Source organism: Blastococcus sp. SYSU DS0619 (genome assembly GCF_054051035.1).
Genome location: NZ_JBJHAM010000022.1, coordinates 42,160 through 64,719 on the forward strand (window position 1 = coordinate 42,160; position 22,560 = coordinate 64,719).

Here is a 22,560-nt window from a genome sequence, read left to right on the forward strand (position 1 = left end):
TTCGTGCCCATGTCGCCGCGGCGAGGTGCGCACGAACCGCCGGCGAGGTCAGTCGTCCTCTTCCTCCTCGAGGCCGCCGCCCTCCTCGCCGCCTTCCTCCTCGACGACGCCGCCGTCCTCGACGGCCTCCTCGCCACCGCAGGCGGTCATGGTGAACGACGCGGCCGCGATGGCGACCGCGGCCGCACCGGATCGCCAGCGACGGGTGGGCAGGGACGTGCGGTTCATGGGGTCTCCTCCACGGACGGCCGACCAAGGGGTCGGGAGCGGGTGTGCCCTCCTCGTGCTCCCCCGACCGGGGCCGGCCCACTCCTCCGGCGACACGTGCGCGTGCCGCCGGCTCAGCCGACGGCGTTCTCCGACGGCGGCGCGGAGCCGCCCTCGGGGGCCTCACCCGTCATGAGCGCGACGACGGCGGCCCGGTCGGCGGCCGACGGCAGCCCCCACTCCGGCTCGTAGCCGTAGACCTCGCGCAGCGGGCGGGACGCCGTCCGGCCGGTGAGCACCTCGACCGCGTCGGTGTCGATCAGCCCGGGGTGCTCGACGCCGCAGGCCTCGGCCACCTTCAGCAGGTCGCGGCGCAGCGTGCTGATGTAGTTGGCGGCCCGGGTGGACTTCAGCGCCGGGTCGAGCCCGTGCACGAGCCAGGCGTTCTGCGTGGCCACCCCGGTCGGGCAGGTGTCGGTGTGGCACTTCTGCGCCTGGATGCAGCCGATGGCCAGCATCGCCTCCCGCCCCACGTTGACCATGTCGCAGCCGAGCGCGAAGGCGACCACCGCGTTGTCGGGCAGGCCGAGCTTCCCCGCGCCGATGAACACCACGTCGTCGGCCAGGCCGGCGCGCGCGAACGTGGCGTGCACGCGGGAGAAGCCGAGCGCGAACGGCAGCGAGACCGAGTCGGTGAAGATCAGCGGCGCGGCGCCGGTGCCGCCCTCGCCACCGTCGATGGTCACGAAGTCCACGCCGCGGCCGGTGGTCGCCATCAGCTCGGTGAGCTCCTCCCAGAACCCCATGTCGCCGACCGCCGACTTGATGCCCACGGGCAGCCCCGTCTCGGCGGCCAGCAGCTCCACCCAGTCCAGCAGGCTGTCGGCGTCGGAGAACTCGGCGTGCCGGGAGGGGCTCACGCAGTCCACGCCCTCGGGGACGCCACGGGCCTCGGCGATCTCGGCGGAGACCTTCGCCGCCGGCAGCACGCCCCCCAGGCCGGGCTTCGCGCCCTGGCTCAGCTTGATCTCCAGCGCGCGCACCGGGGCCCCCGCCACGAGGGCCTTGAGCCGGTCGAGGTCGAACCGCCCGTGCTCGTCGCGACAGCCGAAGTAGGCGGTGCCGATCTGGTAGACCAGCTCCCCGCCGTGCCTGTGGTAGGAGGAGATCCCACCCTCCCCCGTGTTGTGCAGGCACCCGGCCTGCGCGGCCCCGCGGTTGAGCGCCTCCACGGCAGCGCCGGACAGCGAGCCGAAGCTCATCGCCGAGATGTTCACGACCGACGGGGGCCGGAACGCGCCCGCCCGGCCGCGGGCACCGCCCAGCACCTTGGCGCACGGGAGGGAGACCTGCTGGCCGGCCTGCACGTGCGTCGCCGGGACCGCCCGGCCGAAGGTGCGGTGCTTGATCACCGGGTACCCGGCGGTGTACTCGAGGTCGTTGTCGGTGCCGAAGCCGAAGTAGTTGTTGTCCCGCTTGCTCGACGCGTAGACCCACCGCCGCTGGTCGCGGGTGAACGGCCGCTCCTCGTTGTTGCCCGCCACCAGGTACTGGCGCAGCTCCGGTCCGATCGACTCCAGCAGGTAGCGGGCATGGCCCACCACCGGGAAGTTGCGGAGCAGGGTGTGCTCGCGCTGGAGCAGGTCACGGACGGCGACCGCGGCCAGGGCCGAGAGGCCGGCTGCGGCAGCGCGCGGGAGAAGCGGCATGCCCCACTATTGCGCGGCGCGGCCCACTACGCAGGCGTTGCCGTCCCGCCCCGTGCGGCCGCGGCGGGGCACCGGCTCACAGGACGACGCTGAGCACCAGCGCCAGCAGGAAGCCGATCGTGCCGAGCAACGTCTCCATCACCGTCCAGGTCTTCAACGTGGTCTTCTCGTCCATCCCGAAGAACCGGCTGACCAGCCAGAAGCCCGAGTCGTTGACGTGCGAGAGGACGGTCGCTCCACCGGCGATGGCGATGACGATCAGCGCCAGGTCCGGGGAGCTGAGCCCCTCGCTGGCCTCCACCACGGGGGCCATCAGGCCGGCGGCGGTGGTCAGCGCCACCGTCGCCGAGCCCTGCGCGACCCGGATGAGCGCGGAGACGACGAACGCCGCCACGATCACCGGCAGGCCGATGTCGCCCAGCACGCCCGCCAGCGCCTCGCCGATGCCGCTGGCCCGGAGCACGCCGCCGAACATGCCGCCGGCCCCGGTGATCAGGATGATGGCGCAGACCGGGCCGAGCGCGCTGTTGAGCACCGACTCCACCTCGGCGCCGCTGTCACCGCGGCGCCGGCCGAGCACCCACATGGCCACCAGGACGGTGAGCAGCAGCGCGATCGGCGTCGCCCCGATCAGCTGCCCCCACCGGACGACCGCCGAGTCCTCGTCGACGATCCCCTCGGCGGCGAGCGTGGTCAGCCCGGTGTTCAGGAAGATCAACAGCATCGGCAGCAGCAGCAGCGAGATGACGGTGGCGAACCGCGGCGGCGCGGGCCGGGTCGCCGTCTCCGTGCCCGTCCGCCCGGACGCGATGGCCGGCGAGCTGCCCTCGACCGACGGGTCCGGGGCGTCGTCGGCCGTCTTCCCCTCGCCGGCCAGGATGGTCGGGACGGGGAGCTCGAACCGGCGCCCGGCCCACAGGCCGAACAGGTAGCTGCCGAGGAACCAGGTCGGGACACCGATGAGCAGCCCGAACACCAGCACCAGGCCGATGTCGGCGCCGATCAGCCCGGCCGCGGCGACCGGCCCCGGGTGCGGCGGCACGAACGCGTGCATGACCGCGAACGCACCGGCCACGGGCAGCCCGTAGGTCAGCAGCGAGCCGCCCAGCCGGCGGGCCACGGTGAACACGATGGGCAGGAAGACGACGAGCCCGGCGTCGAAGAAGATCGGGAAGCCGAAGAGCAGCGCGGCGATGCCCAGGGCGAGCGGCGCCCGCTGCTCGCCGAAGCGCTTGATCAGGCTGTCGGCGAGCACCTGGGCGCCGCCGCTGTGCTCGAAGAGCCGGCCGAGCATCGCCCCGATGCCCACGAGCAGCGCGACGCTGGCCAGCGTCGAGCCGAAGCCGGTGGTCATGGTGGTGACGACGTCCTCCAGCGGGACCCGTGCCGCCAGCGCCACCGCGAGGCTGACCAGGATCAGCGCCAGGAAGGCGTGCAGCTTCACCTTCATGATCAGGAAGAGCAGCACCCCGACCGCGGCTGCCGCGATCAGCAGGAGCGGTCCGGCACCCAGCGCCGGTTCGACGTCGGTCATGGCTCCTCCAGGAGGTCAGGCGGTCCGGTTCGGGTCGTCGTCCAGGGCGTCGAGCGTGGTGAGGATGTCGACCAGGGCCGCGGTGGACCGGTCGACGAGCGGGCGCAGCCGGCGGTAGACCGCCACGGCGTCCGGGTCGGGCAGCACGGGGTCGTGCACCGCGACCAGCGAGGTGGCCGCGTCCAGGTCGGGCAGCTCGCCGAGGGCGTGCCAGCCGAGCAGGCAGGCGCCGAGCCCGGTGCCCTCCGGGGACTCGGCGACGCGCACCGGCAGGTCGAGGGCGGCCGCCAGCGTCCGGATCCACAGCGGGGAGGCGACCGCGCCCCCGGTCGCCCGCACCTCGCGCACCGGCACGTCGGTGGCGGCGAAGGCGTCCCGCACCAGCGCCAGCTGCTGGCAGACCCCCTCCACCGCGGCCCGGACCAGGTGCGGGCGCCCGTGCTCGCGGCGCAGCCCCAGGTAGGCCCCGCGCATCCCCGACCGCCACCACGGCGCCCGCTCGCCGAGCAGGTAGGGCAGGCAGATCAGCCCGGCGCTGCCCACCGGCACGGACCCGGCCTCGGCCAGCAGCCGGGCGTCGAGTTCGTCGGCGGCCTCCCCCTCCGGGGCGGGCGCGCCGTCCAGGCCCGCGGCGAGCGCCTGGGCGGCCCACCGCACGACCGACCCGCCGTTGTTGATGGCGCCGCCCACCACCCAGGCGTCGTCGGTGAGCGCGTAGCAGAACAGCCGGCGGCCGGGGTCGACCGTCGGGGCGGGCACGACGACACGCATCGCCCCGCTCGTCCCCAGCGAGACCGCGGCGACGTCGGAGCGCACCGCGCCGATGCCGAGGTTGGCCAGCACCCCGTCGGAGGCGCCGATGACCACGGGCAGCCCGGCCGGCAGACCGGTGGCCGCCGCCACCTCCGGCAGCAGCCCCGGGAGCACCGCCGTCGTCGGCAGCACCTCCCCCAGCTGGCCGGGGCGCACGCCGGCGATCTGCATCGCCTCCTCGTCCCAGCGGCCGGCCCGGATGTCGTACAGCCCGGTGGCGGACGCGCAGGAGCGGTCGACCACGTGCGGCCCGCCGCACAGCGTGGCGACCACCAGCTCCTTGACCCCGCCCCAGCGCGGCACCCCGGCCAGCCGGTCGGCGTCCTGCGCGCGCTCCCACGACAGCTTCACCAGCGGCGACATGGCATGCACCGGGGTGCCCGTCCGGGCGTGCAGGTCCGGCGCCCGGCCGTCGGCGACCAGCGCCTGGGCCCACTGCGCGGCCCGGTCGTCGGCCCAGGTCACCACGGGCCCCAGCGGGCGCCCGTCCCGGTCGAGGGGCACCAGGCCGTGCATGGCCGCGCTCAGGGTGACGGCGACGACGGTGTCGCCCCGCTCCCGGGCGCGGGCGGCGACCTCGGCGAGCGCCTCCACGGCGGCGGCGGCGAGGGCCTCCGCCTCCAGCTCGGCCCGGCCGGGCGCGGGCACGAGCAGCGGGTAGGCCACGCTGACGACGTCGCGCACCCGCCCGTCGGACCCGGCGGTGACCGCTTTGGTCGCCGTCGTCCCGGAGTCGAGACCGACCACGACGTCCACAGCACCCCCCTGACCGGCTCGTTCGCTGGCCGCATCGTGCCCGCACCACGCGTGACGGGGCAACCGCTCGGCCCACGACTGCCGGGCCCGGCCGCCGCCGGCGGCGCATCCGGTGCCCCTAGACTCCGCCGCCGTGCAGCTCTCCACGATCGCCGGTCGCGTCTCCCGGCATGCGCGCACCCGGGGCCCGGGGCCCGTCCTGGCCGACTGCGCGAGCTGGGGCGCCCGGTGGCTGGTCGGGCGGGCGCGGGCGGGGCGGCCGTCGACGGAGACCTTCGGGTTCGACGGCGCCGCCGTCACCTACCTGCGGCACCCCTACAACTACACCTGGCTCAACGAGCGCGCGGTGGAGGTCCCGCTGGCCGCGGCGGTGCTCGCCGGGGCGGGGCCGGGTGCCCGGGTGCTCGAGGTCGGCAACGTGCTCGCCCACTACCAGCCGGTGGACCACACCGTCGTCGACAAGTACGAGCGCGCCCCGGGGGTGCGCAACGTCGACGTCGTCGACATCGACCTGCCGGGGCCGGTCGACCTGATCGTGGCCGTGAGCACGCTGGAGCACGTCGGCCTCGACGAGGAGGTGCAGGAGCCGGGGAAACCGGCCCGGGCCATCGCGCACCTGACCTCCCTGCTGGCGCCCGGTGGACGGCTGTGGTGCACCTTCCCCGTGGGGTACAACCCGACGCTCGACCGGCAGCTGCGCGACGGCGAGCTCGGCTTCACCCGGCTCGCCGCCCTGCGCCGCACCGGACCCGCGAACCGGTGGGAGCAGGTCCCCGTCGACGCCGTCTGGGGCACCCGCTACGACTGGCTGCTCTACACCGCGCACGCGGTCGTGGTGGCCGAGCTCCAGGCCTGACTCCCCCCGCCGCGGTCCGGCCGGCACCCCGGTGGGGAACGCGTCAGCCCACCCGCTGGGCCGGTGCCGTCTCGGCCCGCCGACGACCCCGGAGCACCCGCTCGGCCGGCCGCTCCAGGGCGTGGTACGCGACGGCCGCCGCGAGCACCGCGACCGCCAGGAAGCCGAGCAGGCCGGCGACGGCTGCCGGACCGTGCAGCACGGGCAGCCCCCAGCCCCGCAGCAGCGCGTGCATCACGAGGGGATGGACCAGGTAGAGCGCGAAGGACCACTCGCCGAGGCGGACCATCCCCGGGCGCGAGAGCCAGGAGGGCCGCCCGGACAGGTCGTGGCTCGCCGCGGCCCCGAGGAACACCAGGACCGCGGGCAGCGCCAGGAAGGTCGCGATGGACCGGGGCCAGCTCGCTTCCCACGACCCGAGCACCAGTGCCGCCAGGACGGCGATCGCCACGGCTCCCGCCACGCGGAGCGACGGCCACCGGACCGCCCTCCGCTCGAGGGTGAGCGCCACGGCCGTCCCGCCGAGGAAGCTGACGATCGAGTACCAGGGCGACACCCAGATCCGCTGGTCCCAGCCGGGAGCGGTTGCGACGACGACCGCGGAGACGACCAGCACGGACGCCCCCGCCACCGCCACCCACGCCCAGACGCCCCGGGTCGAGCGCCGGACCGCAGCGCGCAGCAGGAACGGCGTGACGGCGTAGAAGAACGCCTCGCACGACAGCGACCAGGACACCCCGTTGAGGGCGAAGTACCAGTCGGGGTCGGGGATCCACGCCTGCACCAGCAGCAGCACCGCGGCCCAGGCACCCGGGTCGAACGTGACCCCGAGAACCGCGCCGGCGATCCCCGCGGCCAGCGCCGTGGCGAGGTGCAGCGGGTAGATCCTCGCCAGCCGCCGCCGGTAGAAGGCCCGCGCCGACAGCGTGATCCCGGTCGCCGACCACGTGAGGACGAAGCCGGACAGCGCGAAGAAGAGCGTCACACCCAGGTAGCCGAGCTCGGCCACGCGCCCGGCGACCGGCCCCAGGTCGACCAGCGGTTCGTCGTTGACCCTGCTGGCGGTCACGTGCAGCAGCACCACGGCCAGCGCCGCGAGGAACCTCGTCCCGGTCAAGGAGTCCAGGCGCGGTCCACGCTGTGCCGTAGTGATGTACGCCTCCGGCCGCTCGAAGTCGGCGGAACGATAGCACCGGGCCCGCGGCGCCGGGGGCGGGAGAAGGCGGCCGGCGCGCGGTGCCCCGGCCCGGGTCAGCGGTCCGCGGGCGTCTTCCGCAGCCGGGCCCGCACGGCCGCGTGCAGCGGCACCAGGACGACGCCGTCGCTCGCCAGCCGGGACCGCAGCTCCCGCCGGTGCCGCAGCACGCCCATCAGCCCGATCGCCCAGAAGACGTACTGCACGGCGAACGCGGCGCGGAAGGCGTCCAGCTCGTAGTCGGCCGAGGAGCCGGGGGTCAGCACGTCGAGCACCGCACCGATCGCCAGGATGGTCAGCAACGAGGCGACGAAGCCGCCGACGTTCACCAGGCCGGTGGCGCTCCCCATCCGCTCCACGGGGTTCTCCGTCCGGGCGTAGTCGAACCCGATCATCGATCCCGGGCCGTTGGTGCCCAGCACCACCACGAGCACCACCAGCAGGGCCAGCGGCGCGCGTCCCGGCCACAGGAGGACCACCGTCCACACCGTGGCCGTGGCGCCCAGGATCGAGAAGACCAGGACCGACCGGCGCAGCGGCCAGCGCCCGCAGAGCCGCCCGAGCAGCGGACCGACGCCCATGCCGACGACGACCAGCAGGGTGAGCAGCCCGGCGGCGGTCCCCGGTCCGACGCCCTGGCCGACCACCAGGAACGGATAGCCCCACAGCAGGGCGAACACCGTGCCGGAGAACTGGGTGACCAGGTGCGTGTACAGCCCGATCCGCGTGCCCGGCTCCCGCCAGCTGTCGACCAGGCCGCGGCGGACGTCGGCCATCCCGGCCGTCGTCGCCGGGCCGGTGCCGGAGGGGGCGTCGCGGAGGGCGACCAGCACCAGCACCGCGACGAGCAGCCCGGTGGCCGAGGCACCCAGGAAGGTGGCCTGCCACGACGTGCCGTGCAGCAACGCGACCAGCGGGTAGGCCGCCACCACCGAGCCGAGCTGGCCGAGGATGCCGGTGAGCTGGGTGACCAGCGGCACGGTGCGCCCGGGGAACCAGAGCGAGACCAACCGCAGGACGCTGATGAACGTCATCGCATCACCCGCGCCGACGAGGACCCGCGCGACCACGGCCGTCGGCACGTCCTGGGCGAGGGCGAGCACCAGTTGCCCGGCGGCCATGGCGACCGCGCCGGTCAGGATGAGGCGGCGCGACCCGAACCGGTCCAGCGCCACCCCGACGGGCACCTGCAGCCCCGCGTAGACCGCGAGCTGCAGCACCAGGAACAGGGACACCGCCGACGCGCCGGCGGAGAAGCGCTCCTGCGCATCCACCGCCGCCACCCCGAGCGAGGACCGGTGGAAGACCGCCACGACGTAGGCCAGCAGACCCACACCCCAGACGGCGTACGCACGAGCGGGAACCCGCTCGGATGTCGACATGCCCACCCCATACCCGACACCGCGGCGGCCGTTCCCCTTCCGGCAACCCGGGTGAGTTCCCTCACCGGGTGCGCCCGGCGTGAGATTCTGCGGCCGTGCACACCCTCGTCGACCCGACCGAGGACCCAGGGCTGGCCGACGCCCACCGACGTGGCCGGATCCTCTGGGCCCTGGCCGTCTGTATGGTGGAGAAGGGCTACCAGGCCACCACCATCTCGGACATCGCCCGCGCGGCGCGGGTCTCCAAGACGGTGGTCTACGCCCACTTCCGCGACAAGGAGGAGTGCCTCCTCGAGCTCTACTCCCGGGCCAACGCGAAGGTGCTGGCCACGGTGCGCCAGGCCCAGGAGGACGCCCGCGTCGCCGGCCTGCCCTGGCGCGACCGCGTGCGTGCGGGCATCGCCGCCTACCTCGAGACGCTGGCCGCCGGTCCCGCCGTGGCCTGGGCCGCGCTCGTGGAGGTGCAGGCGGCCGGACGGCGGGCCCAGGCGCTGCGCCGGCGGATGATCGACGGCTACATCGACCTGCTCGCCGAGGTCGGCGCCGAGCTGGTCGAGGAGGTGCCCGGGGAGGTCCGCCCGGTCGAACGCCGGCTGCTGCTCGCCGCGGTCGGCGGCATCAACGAGCTGATGCTCGCGCGGGTGGAGCCGGGCGACGCCGAGCACCTCGCCGACGACGTCGACGCCGCGACCGCGGTCGTCGTCGGGCTGCTCGAGCGGCGCGGCTGACCGACCCTCCCGGGGACCGGCGGACTCCCGCAGCGGGACGGTGCCCTCCGGCGCGTCCGAGGGTGGGGTGGTCGCTCCCGGCGGTTACCACCATCGGGTCACGCCCCGGCACCCACCCGCCCGACCGGCCGATCCGGGCACGGACGACGGCTACACTCCCGCGGCACGGTACGGCGGAGTACCGGAGGTCCGGGGAGGGACGACATCAGCGCAGTCGGCCTGCGTGCGGCGGGCAGGCACCGCCCGCCTGCCCCGTCGGTCCGTCCCCGGCCGTGGTACGCGGCCAACGCCGGCGTCTGGCTGCTCCTCGCACTCGGGTCACTGCTCCAGCAGCCCGGCCGCACCACGTTCGACACCAAGTACGACCTCACGGCCGACCCGGGCGCCTTCCTCGAGCGTGCGCTGCACATGTGGGTCCCGACCTCCCTCGGGCAGCTGCAGAACCAGGCCTACGGCTACCTGTTCCCCCAGGGCCCGTTCTTCCTGGGGGCCGAGGCGCTGCAGCTACCGGACTGGCTGGCCCAGCGCCTGTGGTCGGCGCTGCTGCTGCTGGCCGCCTACGAGGGCGCGCGCCGGACCGCGCGGGCGCTCGGCCTCTCCCCCGGTGCGGCGTTGCTCGGCGGGCTGGCCTACGCCTTCTCCCCCCGGCTGCTGGGCGGCGTCGGGGTCCTCACCGGCGAGGCGCTGCCCCCGGCGGTCCTGCCGTGGGCGGTGCTGCCGCTGGTGCTGGCCGTGACCGGACGGCTGGGCCCCCGCCGCGCAGGCCTGCTGTCGGGGGTGGCGGTCCTGCTCATGGGCGGGGTGAACGCCGTCGGCACCGTGGCCGTCCTCCCCCTCGCCTTCGCCGTCGCCGCGTGCCGCCTCCGGGAGCCCGCCGGGCGGGCGCTCCTCGGTTGGTGGCTGCTCGGCACCGCGCTCGCCTGCGCCTGGTGGACCGGTCCGCTGCTGCTGCTCGGCCGCTACAGCCCGAACTTCCTCGACTTCATCGAGACGGCCGGGACGACCACGTCCTCCACCGGCTGGGCGAACAGCCTGCGCGGCGCGGAGCACTGGGTCGCGTACTCCACCGTGGGCGGCCAGGGCTGGTGGCCGGGCGCGCACACGCTGGTCACCTCCCCGGCCATCGCCGTCCTGGGTACGGCGGTCGCCGCGATCGCCCTCGTGGGGCTGGTGCACCCCCGCATGCCGCTGCGGCGGCCACTGGCGCTCGGCCTCGTGCTTGGCCTGCTGTGCCTGACCGTGGGCAACCCCTCCGCGGTCGGGTCCTTCGTCGACGAGCCGGTGCGCTCGCTGCTCGACGGGGCGCTGTCCCCGCTGCGGAACGTGCACAAGGTGGACCCCCTGGTCCGGCTGCCCCTCGCCCTCGGCATGGCGCATGCCGTGGGCCTCGGCGCCCGGCGGTGCACGGTGCTGCTCGAGCGGCGCGGATGGCGGCGCCACGAGCCGGTGGTCCGACGCCTGGCGGCCGGCTCGCTCGCGACGGTCCTCCTCGCCACGGCGGCGCCGCTGTACCTGGACGGCCTGCGCAGCCCCGGGTGGACCGCGGTGCCGGACGCCTGGACGCAGACCGCGGACTACCTCGAGGACCGGCCCGGCAGCCGCGCACTGGTGGTGCCCGGTGCCGGCTTCGGCGTGCAGACGTGGGGCTGGACGGTGGACGAACCGCTCCAGGGACTCACCGACACCCCGTGGGTCACCCGGAGCCAGGTGCCGCTCGTCCCCGGGCCGACGGCGCGGGTGCTCGACGTCATCGAGAGCCGGCTCTCCGACGGCGAGGGGAGCGCCGGGCTCGCCGACCTGCTGGCCCGCGCGGGCCTCACGCACGTCGTCCTCCGCCGCGACCTGGATCCGGCCGTCGCGGAGACCGCGCCGACCGACCGGGTGGAGCGCGCCCTCCTCGACAGCCCCGGTCTGCTCCGGGTGGCCGGCTTCGGCAGCACCGGCCTGCCCGGCCAGGCCCTCGTGGACGTGTTCCGCGTGAGTGGCGCGGAACCCCGGGCCACCCTCCTGGACGCGGACCGGGTGGTGACGCTGGACGGTGGGCCCGAGGACGTGCTCAACGCCCTCGACGCGGGCGTGCTGGCCGCGTCGGAGCCGGTGGTCGTCGGCTCCGGGGACGGCCCCGCCGATCTGGTGGGCGACGGCGACCGACGGGTCGAGCGGCAGTTCGGCCGCAGCCACGACTCGGTCGGTGAGGTCATGACCGCGTCGGCTCCCTACCGCGACGACCGACCGGCGCACGACTATCCCGGGGCGCCGACGGTGCGGGCCGCCACAGCCGAGTACCTCTCCGTCGACGACGTCACGGCGTCCTCCTCGCAGGGCTACCCGGACGTCTTCGGGCCGGTCCGCCCCGAGCGCGGCCCCTCGGCCGCCTTCGACGGGCGGGCGGAGACGTCCTGGCGGTCCGCCGCGTTCACCGACCCCGTCGGTCAGTGGCTCGCGATCGACCTGGACCGACCGGTCGCCGACGGCGTGCTCGGCGTGTCCTTCGTCTCCGGCGAGGGCACCGCGACGGTGCGGGAGGTCGCCGTCTCCTTCGATGCCGAGTCCCGGGTCTACGGGGTACCGGCTGGCGGGGAGCTGCTGGTGCCGGTACCGGCGGACCCGGCCGACCAGGTCCGGATCTCCGTCGTGTCCGTGGCCCCCGGGCTGCACGCCGAGTCGCCGGTCGGGATCGCCGAGGTCTCGGTGCCCGGTCGACCGCCGGGCCGCACGCTGGTCGTGCCGCGGCCGATCGGGGCCGACAGCACCGTGCTCCTCCGGGCCGATGCGCCGGGGCGGGCCTGCGTCGACATCGGCTACGGCCCCCGCTGCGACGCGGCGGCGGACCGGTCCGGCCAGTGGGACGGCATCGACCGGGAGCTGGTCGTGGCCGAACCGGGGACCTGGCAGCTCTCCGGCACCGTCGTCGCGGAGGCCGGCGACGCCGCGGCGGCCCTGCTCGGGCCGACCGACGATGCCGCGGTGGTGACCGCGGACTCGGTGTTCGGCGACGATCCCGCCGTGTCGGGGGTGTTCGCCTTCGACGGCTCCGCCGACACCCCGTGGCTGGCAGCAGCGGGGGCGACCGAGGCCACCCTGGAGCTGAGCTGGACCGGCGACCGGACGGTGACCCGGTTGCAGGTTGACCGGGCCACGGTCCCCGCCACCCAGCCCGTGCGTGCCCGGATCGAGTCCTCCGCCGGGGTGCGCGACGTCGACCTCACCGGCTTCGGGTACATCGAGCCCCTCACGGCGCGCGACGGTCTGTCGATCACCTTCTCCACCGCCGCCCGCGGGGACCTGCCGCTCGGTTTCGGCGAGGTCCGCGTCGACGGGCTCGACGGTCTCCAGCACCAGGCGTGGCCGGAGAACCCGACGACAGCGGCGTGCGGCCTGGGCCCGCAGGTGTCGATCGACGGAGCGGTCCACCCGACCGAGGTCTCCGGCACCCTGGGCGACGTCATCGCCCGGCGGCCGCTGACCTGGCGGGTGTGCGACGGGCCGGTCAGCGTGGGCAGCGGCACGCACCGCGTCGTCGCCGGGTCCACCGGGCCGTTCCAGCCCCTGTCCCTGAACTGGCTCCCGGTGGACGGGGAGCGGGACGTCGCCGGGGCGGATCCCGCCGAGCCGGCCACCGGGGACGGCACCGGCAACCGGCTGACCGTGCGCACGTGGGACGACACCCGACGGGTGCTCTCCGTGCGCAGCGAGTCGGCGACGATCCTGCGGATCCCGGAGAACGAGAACGCCGGCTGGCAGGCCACCCTCGACGGCGAGCGGCTGGAGCCGGTCACCCTGGACGGCTGGCAGCAGGGCTACCGCATCCCTGCCGGCAGCGTCGGTGACGTGGTCGTCGAGTTCACGCCCGACACCCCCTACCGCGTCCTGCTCCTGGCCGGCCTCCTCGCCGCGGTGGTGCTGGTGCTGCTGGCGGCGACCGCCCGGCGCGGTCCGCCCGCGCCGACCCCGAGGGGCCGCCTCGCCTCCGGGCAGCTCCGGCTGGGCCCTGGAGCCGGCCTGGCCCTCGGGCTCGGCGCCCTCGTCCTGGGCGGTGCCCCGCTGGCCGTCGGCTGGAGCGCGGGGCTGCTGCGCCCGGTCCGCCGGTACGGCGCCGCGCTCGGGCTGCTGACGCTGCTCGTCAGCGGCGTCCTGGTGGCGACGTCGCCCGGCCTGGCGTCCGGCCGGCCCGGGATCTGGGCCGATGCCACCGCCGCGCTCGGCGTCGGCCTCCTGCTGGCGCGTCTCGTGCACGTCAGGGCGCCGCGATCCGTGCGACTCCGGCGACGGCTCCGACCAGGGCTCCGGCCAGGGCTCCGACCAGGACTTCGACCACGGAGGGCCGGATGAGCGAGCGCGTCGACTACGGATCGATGACGGTGCGGCTGCGGAGGGACCCGGTGCTGCTGGCCGGGGCGCTGCTCATCGCGGTGCAGACGGTGCTCCGCGCCGCGGTCGCCTTCCCCTCGTACTACTGGCACGACGACTTCCGGCACCTCGAGCTGGCCCGCAGTCTCGGTCTGTCGCAGGGGTACCTGGTCCGGGACTACGGCGGGCACCTGGAGGTGGGCCAGTACCTCGTCTACTGGCTGATCGGGCGCGACGGGGGGCTGTCGTTCTCGTCGGCCGCCCTGAGCCTGGTGGTGATGCAGCTGATCGCGTCCTGCCTGCTACTGGCGGTCCTGCGCGAGCTGTTCGGGCGGTCCCCCTGGCTGCTGCTCCCCTTCGCCGGGTACCTGTTCTCCCCGCTGTCGCTGGTGGTGGCGACGTGGTGGGCGGCGGGCATGCAGGCCCTGCCCATGCAGATCGCGATGCTGCTGACGATCCTCGCGCTGGTCCGGGCGGTCCGCAGGCGGTCGTGGCGATGGGCCGCCGTCTCGGTGCTCGCGAACGGGCTGGGCCTCCTCTTCTGGGAGAAGGCCCTCCTCGTCCTGCCGGCCGCGCTGGCCGTGCTCGTCCTCGTCGAGTGGGCGGGGCAGCCCCTCCGGTCGAGGCTCCGCCTGCTCGTGGGCAGCTGGTGGGTCCTCGTGCCGCACCTCGTCGTCGTCGTCGGCTACCTCGCCGTCTACCTCGCGGTGACCCGGTCCACGGCCGTGGTGGGGGGCGGCGGCGGACCGCAGGACGTGGCCCGGCACACGTCGGACACGGTCTTCCGGCTGCTGCTGCCGGGCATCTTCGGGGGCCCCTGGACGAACGTCGGTGCCGAGAACACCGCCTACCCCTACGTCGCCGACCCGATGGCCGTCCTCTTCGCCCTGGTGTTCGCGGCGGTCGTCGCGGCGAGCGTCTGGCTGCGTGGTCACCGCGCCCTGCAGGCCTGGGGGCTGGTGGTCGGCTACGTGGCGGTCGACCTGGCACTGCTGCAGCTCGGCCGCGCCGACTTCATCGGCATCCTCACCCGCGACCCCCGGTACGTGACCGACGCGCTGCCCGTCCTGGCGATCGGCTTCTGCGCGGCCTTCACCGGCCCCGCCGTCGAACGCCGGCGACCGCGCTGGCTGCCCCGGGGCGCCGCGCCCAGGACCGCCGCACCGGTGGCCGTGGCGGTCCTGACGGCCAGCTGCCTGCTGTCCACCGCGCTGCTCGCCGGTCAGCTCCAGCACGAGTTCTCGCGCAACTACGTGCACGGGGTGGTGAGCGCCCTGGAGCAGAACCCCGACGTCGCGGTGCTCTCCACCCCCGTGCCGGTGCAGACGACCGTCAGCACCGACATGGCGGGGATGCTCCGGGCCGTCGGCGTCGAGCGTGCCCTGGACCAGCCCGGCACGGACGTGCGCATGTTCGACGGGATCGCCGCGCTCCGGCCGGTCGCGGTGATCGAGCCCAGCCTGCAGGCGGCCGGACCGGTCGACGGCTGCGGTTGGCAGGTCGACGGGACGTGGCAGGAGCTCGGCACCCTGCCGAGCCCCCCGGGGCACGCCCAGGTCCTCCGCGTCGGCTACATGACCGGCCAGGACGCGACCCTGCACCTGGCCGTCGGCGACCACGAGCAGGCGCTGGCGCTGACCCCCGGCGTCGGCCGGGCCACGTTCGTGGTCACCGGCCAGGCGGGCCCGGTCAGGGTGCGGGTCGACGACGTGGTCTTCGGCGGGATCTGCGCCATGGACGTGATCGCCGGAACCCCGTGGCCGGCCGGATGACGGTCACCGTCCTCGCCCCGCCCGGGCGCTGACCGGTGGCTGTGTGCCCGCCGCACCACCGCGTTCCCGGCGCGGTCGTGCGCTCGCACCACCGGACGCACAGGACGGCCGGAGCCGGTGCCGTGCGGCACCGGGCTCCGGTCGTCGTCCCCCGCCGTGGCCGGGGGGGGCGTCAGTAGACCTCGGCGACCCGGGTCGACTCGTCGTCGCGGAGCGCGTCCTCACGGTGCTTGGCGCCGCGGTCGCCCCGGAGGAGGAGCAGCGCCCCGCCGGCCAGCGCGATGATGCCCAGCAGGAGGAGCACGAGCGGGACGACGTTCTTCAGCAGGTTGATCTGACCCGCGGTGTCCTCCGCGCGCTCGACGCCGTCGGCGATGGTCTCCTCGGTGCCGGCGAAGCTGCCGGCGAGGACCACCGCGCCGTCCTCGCCGTCCGGTCCGCGCAGCACCGTGTTGGGCTGCTCGGAGGCGGTCACGATCACCCCGCTGGTCGGCTCGACCCAGATGGTGCGCTCGTTGCTGTAGACGACCTCGGCCGCCACCGCCGCCTCGTCGGACCCCACCAGGTCCCCCGGGACGTCGGTCTCGCGGATGACGGTCTCGGGCACGGTCTGCACGAACCGGTAGACCTCGAGCCCGCCCAGTTGCTCGGTCCCCTCGAACCGGGCGGGGAAGGACCGGCCGGTGGTCGCGTTGAAGACGTCGTAGTCGCGCTGCTCGGTCCCGAACGGGAAGGTCAGGGTGAGCCCCTCGACGTCCCGGTCCTGGTCCTCGTCGACGTGGTCGGACGCGCAGTCCACCGCCTGCGCGTCGTACCGGTCGATGCAGACCCGGTACGTGGAGGCGTTGAGCAGGGTGCCGTCCTCGGACGTGATCGTGGAGCCGAAGTTCCAGACCGCGACGTCGTCCCCGGCGTCCTCCGCGTCCGGCTCCCCCACCACGCGCTGACGCACGTCGGCCTCGAGGCCGCGCAGCTGCCGCATCTCGCCCAGGTCGAGGAAGCTGATGTCCGTGCCCTGGGCCGTGGGGCTGGCGGTCTGGTCCAGCGGCAGCCGGACGAGGGTGTCCACGAGGACCAGGCGCACCAGGAGCGCTGCGACCAGGGCGAAGGCTCCCAGTCCGATCAGGCCCAGGCCGATGGCACGACGTCGCATGGCGGTTGGCTCTCCAGGGTCTGCGCGGCACTCCGACGGCGTCGCGGCGCGCGTCACACTACTGGCCGGTAGGCATCTGGCAAACCAGGCGGTACCTCCCCGTACCGGGCCCACCGCGCTGCTCGTGGATATTTCGCGACTCCCGTTCCGGGGCGGTTCACCCGGACGAGTGGTGACGCGCCGGTACGGATCCGTATCGGCACGGCACTCCGGCACCCGGTGTCATTTCCTGCGCATGACCACGACGAGATTCCAGGAGACCACCTCCCGCAGCCCCGGGACGGCGACGACCCAGCGCGCCCACCACGGGTGGTAACGCGGGAAGGCGGCGACCACGTCGACGTCGGGGCACGCGCGGGCCCAGCGCAGCGCCGCGCCCACGCTCACGGGGAACAGCGACTCCCCGAACCGGTTCTTCGGCTCGGCGCCCGTGCGCCGGCGGTAGCGCCGGCGGGCACGGCCGCCGCCCAGGTAGTGCCACGGGGCGGTCTCGTGCCCGCCCCACGGTGACCACCACGGGGTGAACGACAGGAAGACCGTGCCCCCTGGCCTGGTCACCCGCACCATCTCGGCGGTCATGGTCCAGGGGTGCGGCACGTGCTCCAGCACGTTGGACGAGTAGCAGACGTCCACGGCGGCGGTGCGGATCGGCAGCGCCTCACCGCTGGCCCGGACGGTGCCGGGCGCCGGCTCCCCCCGGGCCACCAGCTCACCGGCATCGGGCTCGAGGCCGACGTAGCCGGCTCCCGCGGCGCGGAACTCCTCGGCGAAGTAGCCCGGCCCCCCGCCGACGTCCAGCACGGTCGCCCCCGCCAGGGGCACGTGCTCCGACAGTTGCTGCACCGAGTCGCGGGCGAGCACGCCGTAGAAGTGATCCGGATCGGTCTGCTCCCGGAGAAAAGCACGGAACAGCGCGACGGATCGAGCCAGCGTTGCGGTGCGCGCCATTTCTGGAGCACCCCTTCCTCGCGATGGTGGGACTGGCGGAAACGGTGTTACCAGCGGGTAGTCTCCCGCGGTGCTCACTCGATCAACGGCGATCGACGTCCTGTTCGTCAACTGGCGGGACATCGACCACCCCGAAGGCGGCGGCTCGGAACGCTACGTCCACCGCATGGCGGAGGGGCTCGCGGCCACGGGCCTGCGGGTCGCGCTGTTCTGCGCGGCCCACGAGCGGGCCCCGGCGGACGGGGACGTCAACGGGGTGCGGGTGGTGCGCCGCGGCGGGCGGGTCACCGTCTACCCCCGGGCGCTGGCGTTCGTGCGGCGCCAGCGACCGCGGGTGGTCGTCGACGTCCAGAACGGGGTGCCCTTCGGGAGCACGCTCGTCACCCGGTCCCCGGTGGTGAACCTCGTCCACCACGTGCACCGCGAGCAGTGGCCGATCCTGTTCGGCCGGGCCGGCGGGGCCGTCGGCTGGTGGCTGGAGTCGGTGGTGGCGCCGCGCCTGTACCGCCGGTCCCGGTACGTCACCGTCTCCCGGGCGACCGCGGACGAGCTGGTCGACCTCGGGGTGCCGGCCGACCGGATCACCATCGTGCCGAACGGGGTGGAGCGACCGCCGGCGATCGCGGCCGGTCCCTCGCCGACCCCGCGGCTGGTCGTCCTCAGCCGGCTGGTGCCGCACAAGCGGGTGGAGCACGCGCTGGAGGTCGTGGCGCGGCTGCGGGGCCGCTGGCCGGACCTGCGCCTGTCCGTCGTCGGCGAGGGCTGGTGGGACGGTGAGCTGAGGTCCGCCGCCGAGCGGCTGGGCGTCTCGGACGTGGTCGATTTCCACGGCTACCTGGACGAGCAGGCCAAGCACGAGGAGCTGGCCCGGGCCTGGGTGCACCTGTGCCCGTCGGTCAAGGAGGGCTGGGGCCTGGTGGTCACCGAGGCCGGTGGGCACCGGGTGCCGACGGTGGGCTACCGGGCCGCCGGTGGTCTCCGGGAGTCCGTGGTGGAGGGCCGGACCGGTCTGCTCGTCGACGACCTCGACGAGCTGGTCGCGGCGGTCGAGGGACTGCTCGCCGACGCGGACACCCGCCGCGCGATGGGCGCGGCCGCGGCCCGCCACGCGGCCGGCTACAGCTGGCCGGCGAGCGTCCAGGGCTTCGCCGGCGTGCTGTCCGCCGCCGTCGGGGAGTCAGCGGGTGCCGTACTCCAGGACGTCGACCTGCTGGCTGGCCTGCTCGAGGGAGTTGTCGGGGTCGACCACGGCGGAGACGCCGAGAACCAGGGCGATGGCGAGGCCCGCCCCGCCACCCAGGGCGATCATGGCGGCGATGAAGGTCTTCATCGGGGGGCTCACTTCCGGAGGGGACGACGACGGCCCGTCACGCTAGATGCCGCCGCGACGATCCACAACACCGATCCCACGCAGACCCCCAGCGCCAGGGCGTGAGCCGCCACCACGGCCGTCACCCGGACGGGGGACGGCGCCGGTGCGGGAACGGCACCGGGCACGCGGTGCAGCCGGAGGTGCGTCCCGTCCACGACCAGGGGCAGGTCCCGCACCGCCGCCGGCACGGGGCGGCCGGGAGTGCCCTCCTCCACGAGCACCCAGCCGACGCCCAGCCGGGCCAGGGCGGTCGGGTCGGCGGCCGCGGCGGCGACGGCGCGCGCCCGCCGGTCCTCCCCGCCGACCAAGCGCCCGCCCACCACCAGCTCGTCGTCGGCGACCGTGGGGCGGGGCAGCCAGCGGGCCGCCGGGTCCAGCTGCGGACGGCCGTCGTTCCAGCCGAACGCGCGGTAGGACCCGAAGGGCAGCACCAGCACGTCACCGGGGTGCTCGTCGGCCGCGAGCAGGTCCCGGACCCGCTGCCAGTCCGCCGGGTAGGCGACCGGCTCGAGCCGGCCCCCGACGCCCCAGGCGAGGTCGGGCAGCGCCACGACGGGCAGCAGCAGCGCGGCGGTCAGGACGGCGCGACCGGCGGCGGCGCCACCCCGCTCCCCCGCCCGGCGGGCCAGCTCCCGGGCGCCCGCGCCGGCGCCCACGGCGAGCGCCAGCGCCCACCAGGCCGCCCACTTCTGCCCGTCCCGGAGGAGACCCGCCCCGGGCACCTCCCGGACGAGCAGCTCGAGCAGGCCGGCCGCGGCCGGCGCCGCGGCGGCGCAGGCGAGCGCCAGGCCGACGGCGCCCAGCGCGAGCAGCCCCCGGCCGGGGCCGCGCCGCAGCAGGGTCCGCCAGCCGACCGCGGCCAGCGCTCCGACGGCGAGGGCGAGCAGCGGTGCCGCGAGCGAGGACCGGCTCGCGGGGGCCGCCCCGGCGTTCCAGATGCCGCCGGTGCCCAGCACGGACAGCACGGTGCCGCCCCAGCTCTCCGCGCGCGCCGCGAAGGCGGCGACGCCGGCCGGGTCGGAGGCCCCGCCGGCCGGGTGCAGGAGGCCGGCCACCAGCCACGGGAACGCCAGCAGGAGCAGCGCCGCGCAGGCCAGGAGCAGGCGGCGCCCACGGAGCACGGCGACCACCACGCCCGCGGCGAGCAGCGCCCCGGTCGGCGAGAGCGCGGCCGGTGCGGCGCAGAGCACCAGCCGGGCGAGCGCCCGCGGCTCGCCGGCGCGCAGCCGCAGCGCGGCCCGCGCGATCCAGGGCAGCGCCGCGAAGCCGAGCAGCAACGTCCAGTGGCCCATGAGCAGGCGTTCGGCCAGGTACGGGCTCCAGCCGTAGACCAGGCCGGCCACGAGCCCGGCGGCGCCCCGGCGGCCGTCCGGGCCGGCGGGCACGAGCCGGGCGGCGCCGAGCACCGCCGCGTACACCAGCCCGACCAGGACCGCCTTCTGCACCAGGTCCCCGGGGACGACGGCGGTGAGCAGCCCCATGACCGCGTCCACCGGTACCGCGCGCGGCAGCGTCCCGCCCAGGCCGAGGGCGTCGAGGTCGAGGTCCTGGCGCGGGACGAAGACCATGTCGCGCAGCAGCACGAAACCGGGCGCGAGCGCCGGTGCGGTGACCAGCAGTGCCACCACCGCGGCGAGCACGCGGGCCGGCCAGGGCGACGGGTCCGGCCGCGTCCAGGGATCGGTGGCCGGACGGGCGCGCGTCGCCGGGACCGGCCGCACCGTCCCGCCCATCCGCTCTCCCCTGCCTCCCGGTGGCCCGCCGGAGCCGACCGACGACGGAAGAGTAGGACCTGGCCATGGCCGATCCGCTGAGCCCGGCGGGGACGGCGACCGTCGCGCCGGGTCCGTCCGGCCGGTTCCTCGCCTCGGCGGCCGTGGTGTCGGTGGCCTTCCTCGGGGTGAACGCCCTGAGCTACGTCTTCACCGTGGTCGCCGCCCGCAGCCTCGCCCCGGCGGCCTACGGCGAGCTCGCCGCCCTGCTCAGCCTGCTGCTCGTCGGCTCCGTCCCCGCCACCGGCGTCCAGACGGCGACGGCGCTCGTCCTCGGCGGCCGGCCGGGCGGACCGGGCACGGTGGCCCGCCTGCACGCCACCGCGTGGGTGGTCGGTCTCGCGGTCGGCGCCGTCGGGCTGCTCGCCGCCGTGCCGGTGCGCGCCGCGCTGCACCTGCCCGGGACGGGGGCGGTGTTGTGGCTGGCGGCGATGCTGCTGCCCCACACGCTCGTCCAGGGGTACCAGGGCCTGCTGCAGGGGTCCGGCCGCTACCGGCGGCTCGTGGGGATCACCGTGGGGTTCGGCGTCACCAAGCTGGCCGGCGGGCTGGCCGGGCTGCTGCTCGGCGGCACGCCCGCCGCCGCGCTGGCCGGGATGGCCGCCGGCTCCGCGCTCGGCGCGCTGGCCGGGTGGGTCGGAGCCGGTCGCCCCGGTCTCGCCGGCGGGCTCGGCCCCGCCGTGACCGCGTCGGCGCGTGCGGCGGGAGCCCTCCTCGGCTTCGTCGTCCTGATGAACCTCGACGTGCTCCTGGCCCGCCACCACCTGCCGGCCGCGGCCAGCGGGGAGTACGCCGTGGCGGCCGTCGTCACCAAGGTGGCGTTCTGGCTGCCCCAGGGCGTCGGCGTGGTGCTGCTGCCGCGGCTGGCCGACGCCGCCGGACGGCAGCGGGCGCTGCCGTGGGCCCTGGCCGCGGTGGCCGGGCTGGGGGCGGTCCTCACGCTGGGCGCGGCGGTCCTGGGCGGGGCCGTGCCGCCGCTGATCGGCGGCTCCGCCTACGCCGGCACCCTCGGCTCGGCGGTCTGGGTCTTCGCCGCCCTGGGCACCCTGCTCGCCCTCGCCCAGCTGCTGCTGTTCTCCGGCATCGCGTCCGCCGACCGGTTCGCCACCGTGGCCGTGTGGGCGGCCGCCGCCGCCGAGGGCGCGGTGGTCGAGGCGCTGGCGGCGACCGGGCGGCTCTCGCTGCTGCCCCTGGCCGGAACCGCCACGCTCACCGCCGCCGTCCTCGTCGCGACGGGGGTGGTCCGGCTGCTCCGGTCGCGGCCGGTCGCCCCCGCCGGCGCCGCGGTGCCGGCGCCCGGGGCGTGATCCACCCCGGCGGGTGAGCACGACTAGTCCCGGGCCGAACAGGGCAGGAGCACCGTCGTCGCCGGTCCGGCCCGCCCCGCGCGGGGAGGCCGACCGCACCAACCGCCCCCAGACGAGAGGAGCGCCGTCCATGGCGTCCGTCATCCACTACACGATCGCCACCGAGGCCGAGAAGAGCCCCGACTTCCGCCGGGTCCTCTGGACCGGCAAGAACACCCAGCTGGTGATCATGACGATCCCGCCGGGTGGGGAGATCGGCGAGGAGACGCACGAGGACATCGACCAGATCCTCACCTTCGTCAGCGGCGTCGGGAAGGCCGTGATCTCCGGCAGCGAGAAGAACGTCGCGCAGGGCGACCTGGTCGTCGTCCCCGCCGGCACGAAGCACAACTTCCTCAACACCGGCCAGAACCCGCTGGTCCTCTACACGGTCTACGGCCCGCCGGAGCACGCCGACGGCGCGGTGCACAAGACCAAGGAGGAGGCCGACGAGATGGAGGAGTCGGGCAAGGACGAGCCGCCGACGTCCTGACCTCCCCGCACGACCACCGGCCGGGGGGGGGGGGGGGGGGGGGGGGGGGGGGGGGGGGGGGGGGGGGGGGGGGGGGGGGGGGGGGGGGGGGGGGGGGGGGGGGGGGGGGGGGGGGGGGGGGGGGGGGGGGGGGGGGCGGGGGGGGCGGGGGGGGTCGCGGGTGAGCGGGGGGGC

16 protein-coding genes are annotated in these 22,560 nt (G+C 75.7%); 7 read left to right on the top strand and 9 right to left on the bottom strand.

Annotation, left to right across the window (positions count from 1 at the left end):
• Positions 1-48 precede the first annotated feature (48 nt).
• The 4 genes from ACI79T_RS18405 to ACI79T_RS18420 all read right to left on the bottom strand — a co-directional run bounded on the left by ACI79T_RS18405 (position 49) and on the right by ACI79T_RS18420 (position 5,019).
• A complete protein-coding gene (locus tag ACI79T_RS18405) occupies positions 49-228 on the bottom strand; it encodes a hypothetical protein (protein WP_456611544.1) in 180 nt (59 codons plus the stop codon).
• Positions 229-341: 113 nt separating this feature from the next.
• A complete protein-coding gene (locus ACI79T_RS18410) occupies positions 342-1,916 on the bottom strand; it encodes an FMN-binding glutamate synthase family protein (protein WP_456611545.1) in 1,575 nt (524 codons plus the stop codon).
• A gap of 76 nt (positions 1,917-1,992) precedes the next feature.
• Positions 1,993-3,450 (bottom strand): GntP family permease, encoded by a 1,458-nt coding sequence (locus ACI79T_RS18415; RefSeq protein WP_456611546.1) that lies wholly within the window; start codon positions 3,448-3,450, stop codon positions 1,993-1,995.
• 15 nt (positions 3,451-3,465) lie between these two features.
• Entirely contained in the window at positions 3,466-5,019 is a 1,554-nt protein-coding gene (locus ACI79T_RS18420) for a gluconokinase (RefSeq protein ID WP_456611547.1), read from the bottom strand.
• A gap of 133 nt (positions 5,020-5,152) precedes the next feature.
• Here ACI79T_RS18420 and ACI79T_RS18425 point away from each other — a divergent pair, with 133 nt between their 5' ends.
• Entirely contained in the window at positions 5,153-5,875 is a 723-nt protein-coding gene (locus tag ACI79T_RS18425) for a hypothetical protein (protein WP_456611548.1), read from the top strand.
• Positions 5,876-5,918: 43 nt separating this feature from the next.
• On the opposite strand, the gene ACI79T_RS18430 is transcribed toward ACI79T_RS18425, so the two are convergent.
• Positions 5,919-6,992 carry an acyltransferase family protein gene (locus ACI79T_RS18430; RefSeq protein WP_456611549.1) on the bottom strand — a complete coding sequence of 358 codons (1,074 nt, stop codon included), beginning with the start codon at positions 6,990-6,992 and terminating at the stop codon, positions 5,919-5,921.
• A gap of 134 nt (positions 6,993-7,126) precedes the next feature.
• Positions 7,127-8,452 (bottom strand): MFS transporter, encoded by a 1,326-nt coding sequence (locus ACI79T_RS18435; RefSeq protein WP_456611550.1) that lies wholly within the window; start codon positions 8,450-8,452, stop codon positions 7,127-7,129.
• A 95-nt stretch (positions 8,453-8,547) separates the two neighbouring features.
• Here ACI79T_RS18435 and ACI79T_RS18440 point away from each other — a divergent pair, with 95 nt between their 5' ends.
• The 3 genes from ACI79T_RS18440 (at position 8,548) to ACI79T_RS18450 (ending at position 15,302) form a co-directional block, all read left to right on the top strand.
• Positions 8,548-9,180 carry a TetR/AcrR family transcriptional regulator gene (locus ACI79T_RS18440; protein WP_456611551.1) on the top strand — a complete coding sequence of 211 codons (633 nt, stop codon included), beginning with the start codon at positions 8,548-8,550 and terminating at the stop codon, positions 9,178-9,180.
• 321 nt (positions 9,181-9,501) lie between these two features.
• The gene (locus ACI79T_RS18445; protein ID WP_456611560.1) at positions 9,502-13,512 is read left to right on the top strand and encodes an alpha-(1->3)-arabinofuranosyltransferase domain-containing protein; all 4,011 of its coding nucleotides are present in this window, start codon (positions 9,502-9,504) and stop codon (positions 13,510-13,512) included.
• A complete protein-coding gene (locus ACI79T_RS18450; protein ID WP_456611552.1) occupies positions 13,509-15,302 on the top strand; it encodes a hypothetical protein in 1,794 nt (597 codons plus the stop codon). The genes ACI79T_RS18445 and ACI79T_RS18450 overlap by 4 nt, the downstream gene beginning before the upstream one ends.
• 172 nt (positions 15,303-15,474) lie before the next feature.
• Here the strand turns inward: ACI79T_RS18450 and ACI79T_RS18455 are convergent, their stop codons facing one another.
• Positions 15,475-16,455, bottom strand: coding sequence for a DUF3068 domain-containing protein (locus ACI79T_RS18455; protein ID WP_456611553.1), 981 nt, complete (start codon positions 16,453-16,455; stop codon positions 15,475-15,477).
• Positions 16,456-16,677: 222 nt separating this feature from the next.
• Positions 16,678-17,403 (bottom strand): class I SAM-dependent methyltransferase, encoded by a 726-nt coding sequence (locus ACI79T_RS18460; protein ID WP_456611554.1) that lies wholly within the window; start codon positions 17,401-17,403, stop codon positions 16,678-16,680.
• Between the two features lie 70 nt (positions 17,404-17,473).
• On the opposite strand from ACI79T_RS18460, the gene ACI79T_RS18465 reads away from it, so the two are divergent.
• Positions 17,474-18,838 carry a glycosyltransferase family 4 protein gene (locus tag ACI79T_RS18465; protein ID WP_456611555.1) on the top strand — a complete coding sequence of 455 codons (1,365 nt, stop codon included), beginning with the start codon at positions 17,474-17,476 and terminating at the stop codon, positions 18,836-18,838.
• Here the strand turns inward: ACI79T_RS18465 and ACI79T_RS18470 are convergent.
• On the bottom strand, positions 18,742-20,508 hold the full coding sequence (locus tag ACI79T_RS18470; protein WP_456611556.1) for a hypothetical protein: 1,767 nt from the start codon (positions 20,506-20,508) through the stop codon (positions 18,742-18,744). The genes ACI79T_RS18465 and ACI79T_RS18470 overlap by 97 nt on opposite strands.
• Positions 20,509-20,573: 65 nt before the next feature.
• Here ACI79T_RS18470 and ACI79T_RS18475 point away from each other — a divergent pair, with 65 nt between their 5' ends.
• Both ACI79T_RS18475 and ACI79T_RS18480 read left to right on the top strand, forming a co-directional pair.
• Positions 20,574-21,854, top strand: coding sequence for a hypothetical protein (locus tag ACI79T_RS18475; protein ID WP_456611557.1), 1,281 nt, complete (start codon positions 20,574-20,576; stop codon positions 21,852-21,854).
• A gap of 130 nt (positions 21,855-21,984) precedes the next feature.
• Complete coding sequence (locus ACI79T_RS18480) at positions 21,985-22,386, top strand: cupin domain-containing protein (protein WP_456611558.1); 402 nt, start codon at positions 21,985-21,987, stop codon at positions 22,384-22,386.
• Positions 22,387-22,560: the final 174 nt, after the last annotated feature.

Coding starts and splice junctions, on each gene's coding strand:
- ACI79T_RS18405 (WP_456611544.1), bottom strand. CDS start 228: ATGAACCGCACGTCCCTGCCCACCCGTCGCTGGCGATCCGGTGCGGCC.
- ACI79T_RS18410 (WP_456611545.1), bottom strand. CDS start 1,916: ATGCCGCTTCTCCCGCGCGCTGCCGCAGCCGGCCTCTCGGCCCTGGCC.
- ACI79T_RS18415 (WP_456611546.1), bottom strand. CDS start 3,450: ATGACCGACGTCGAACCGGCGCTGGGTGCCGGACCGCTCCTGCTGATC.
- ACI79T_RS18435 (WP_456611550.1), bottom strand. CDS start 8,452: ATGTCGACATCCGAGCGGGTTCCCGCTCGTGCGTACGCCGTCTGGGGT.
- ACI79T_RS18450 (WP_456611552.1), top strand. CDS start 13,509: ATGAGCGAGCGCGTCGACTACGGATCGATGACGGTGCGGCTGCGGAGG.
- ACI79T_RS18455 (WP_456611553.1), bottom strand. CDS start 16,455: ATGCGACGTCGTGCCATCGGCCTGGGCCTGATCGGACTGGGAGCCTTC.
- ACI79T_RS18460 (WP_456611554.1), bottom strand. CDS start 17,403: ATGGCGCGCACCGCAACGCTGGCTCGATCCGTCGCGCTGTTCCGTGCT.
- ACI79T_RS18470 (WP_456611556.1), bottom strand. CDS start 20,508: ATGGGCGGGACGGTGCGGCCGGTCCCGGCGACGCGCGCCCGTCCGGCC.
- ACI79T_RS18475 (WP_456611557.1), top strand. CDS start 20,574: ATGGCCGATCCGCTGAGCCCGGCGGGGACGGCGACCGTCGCGCCGGGT.
- ACI79T_RS18480 (WP_456611558.1), top strand. CDS start 21,985: ATGGCGTCCGTCATCCACTACACGATCGCCACCGAGGCCGAGAAGAGC.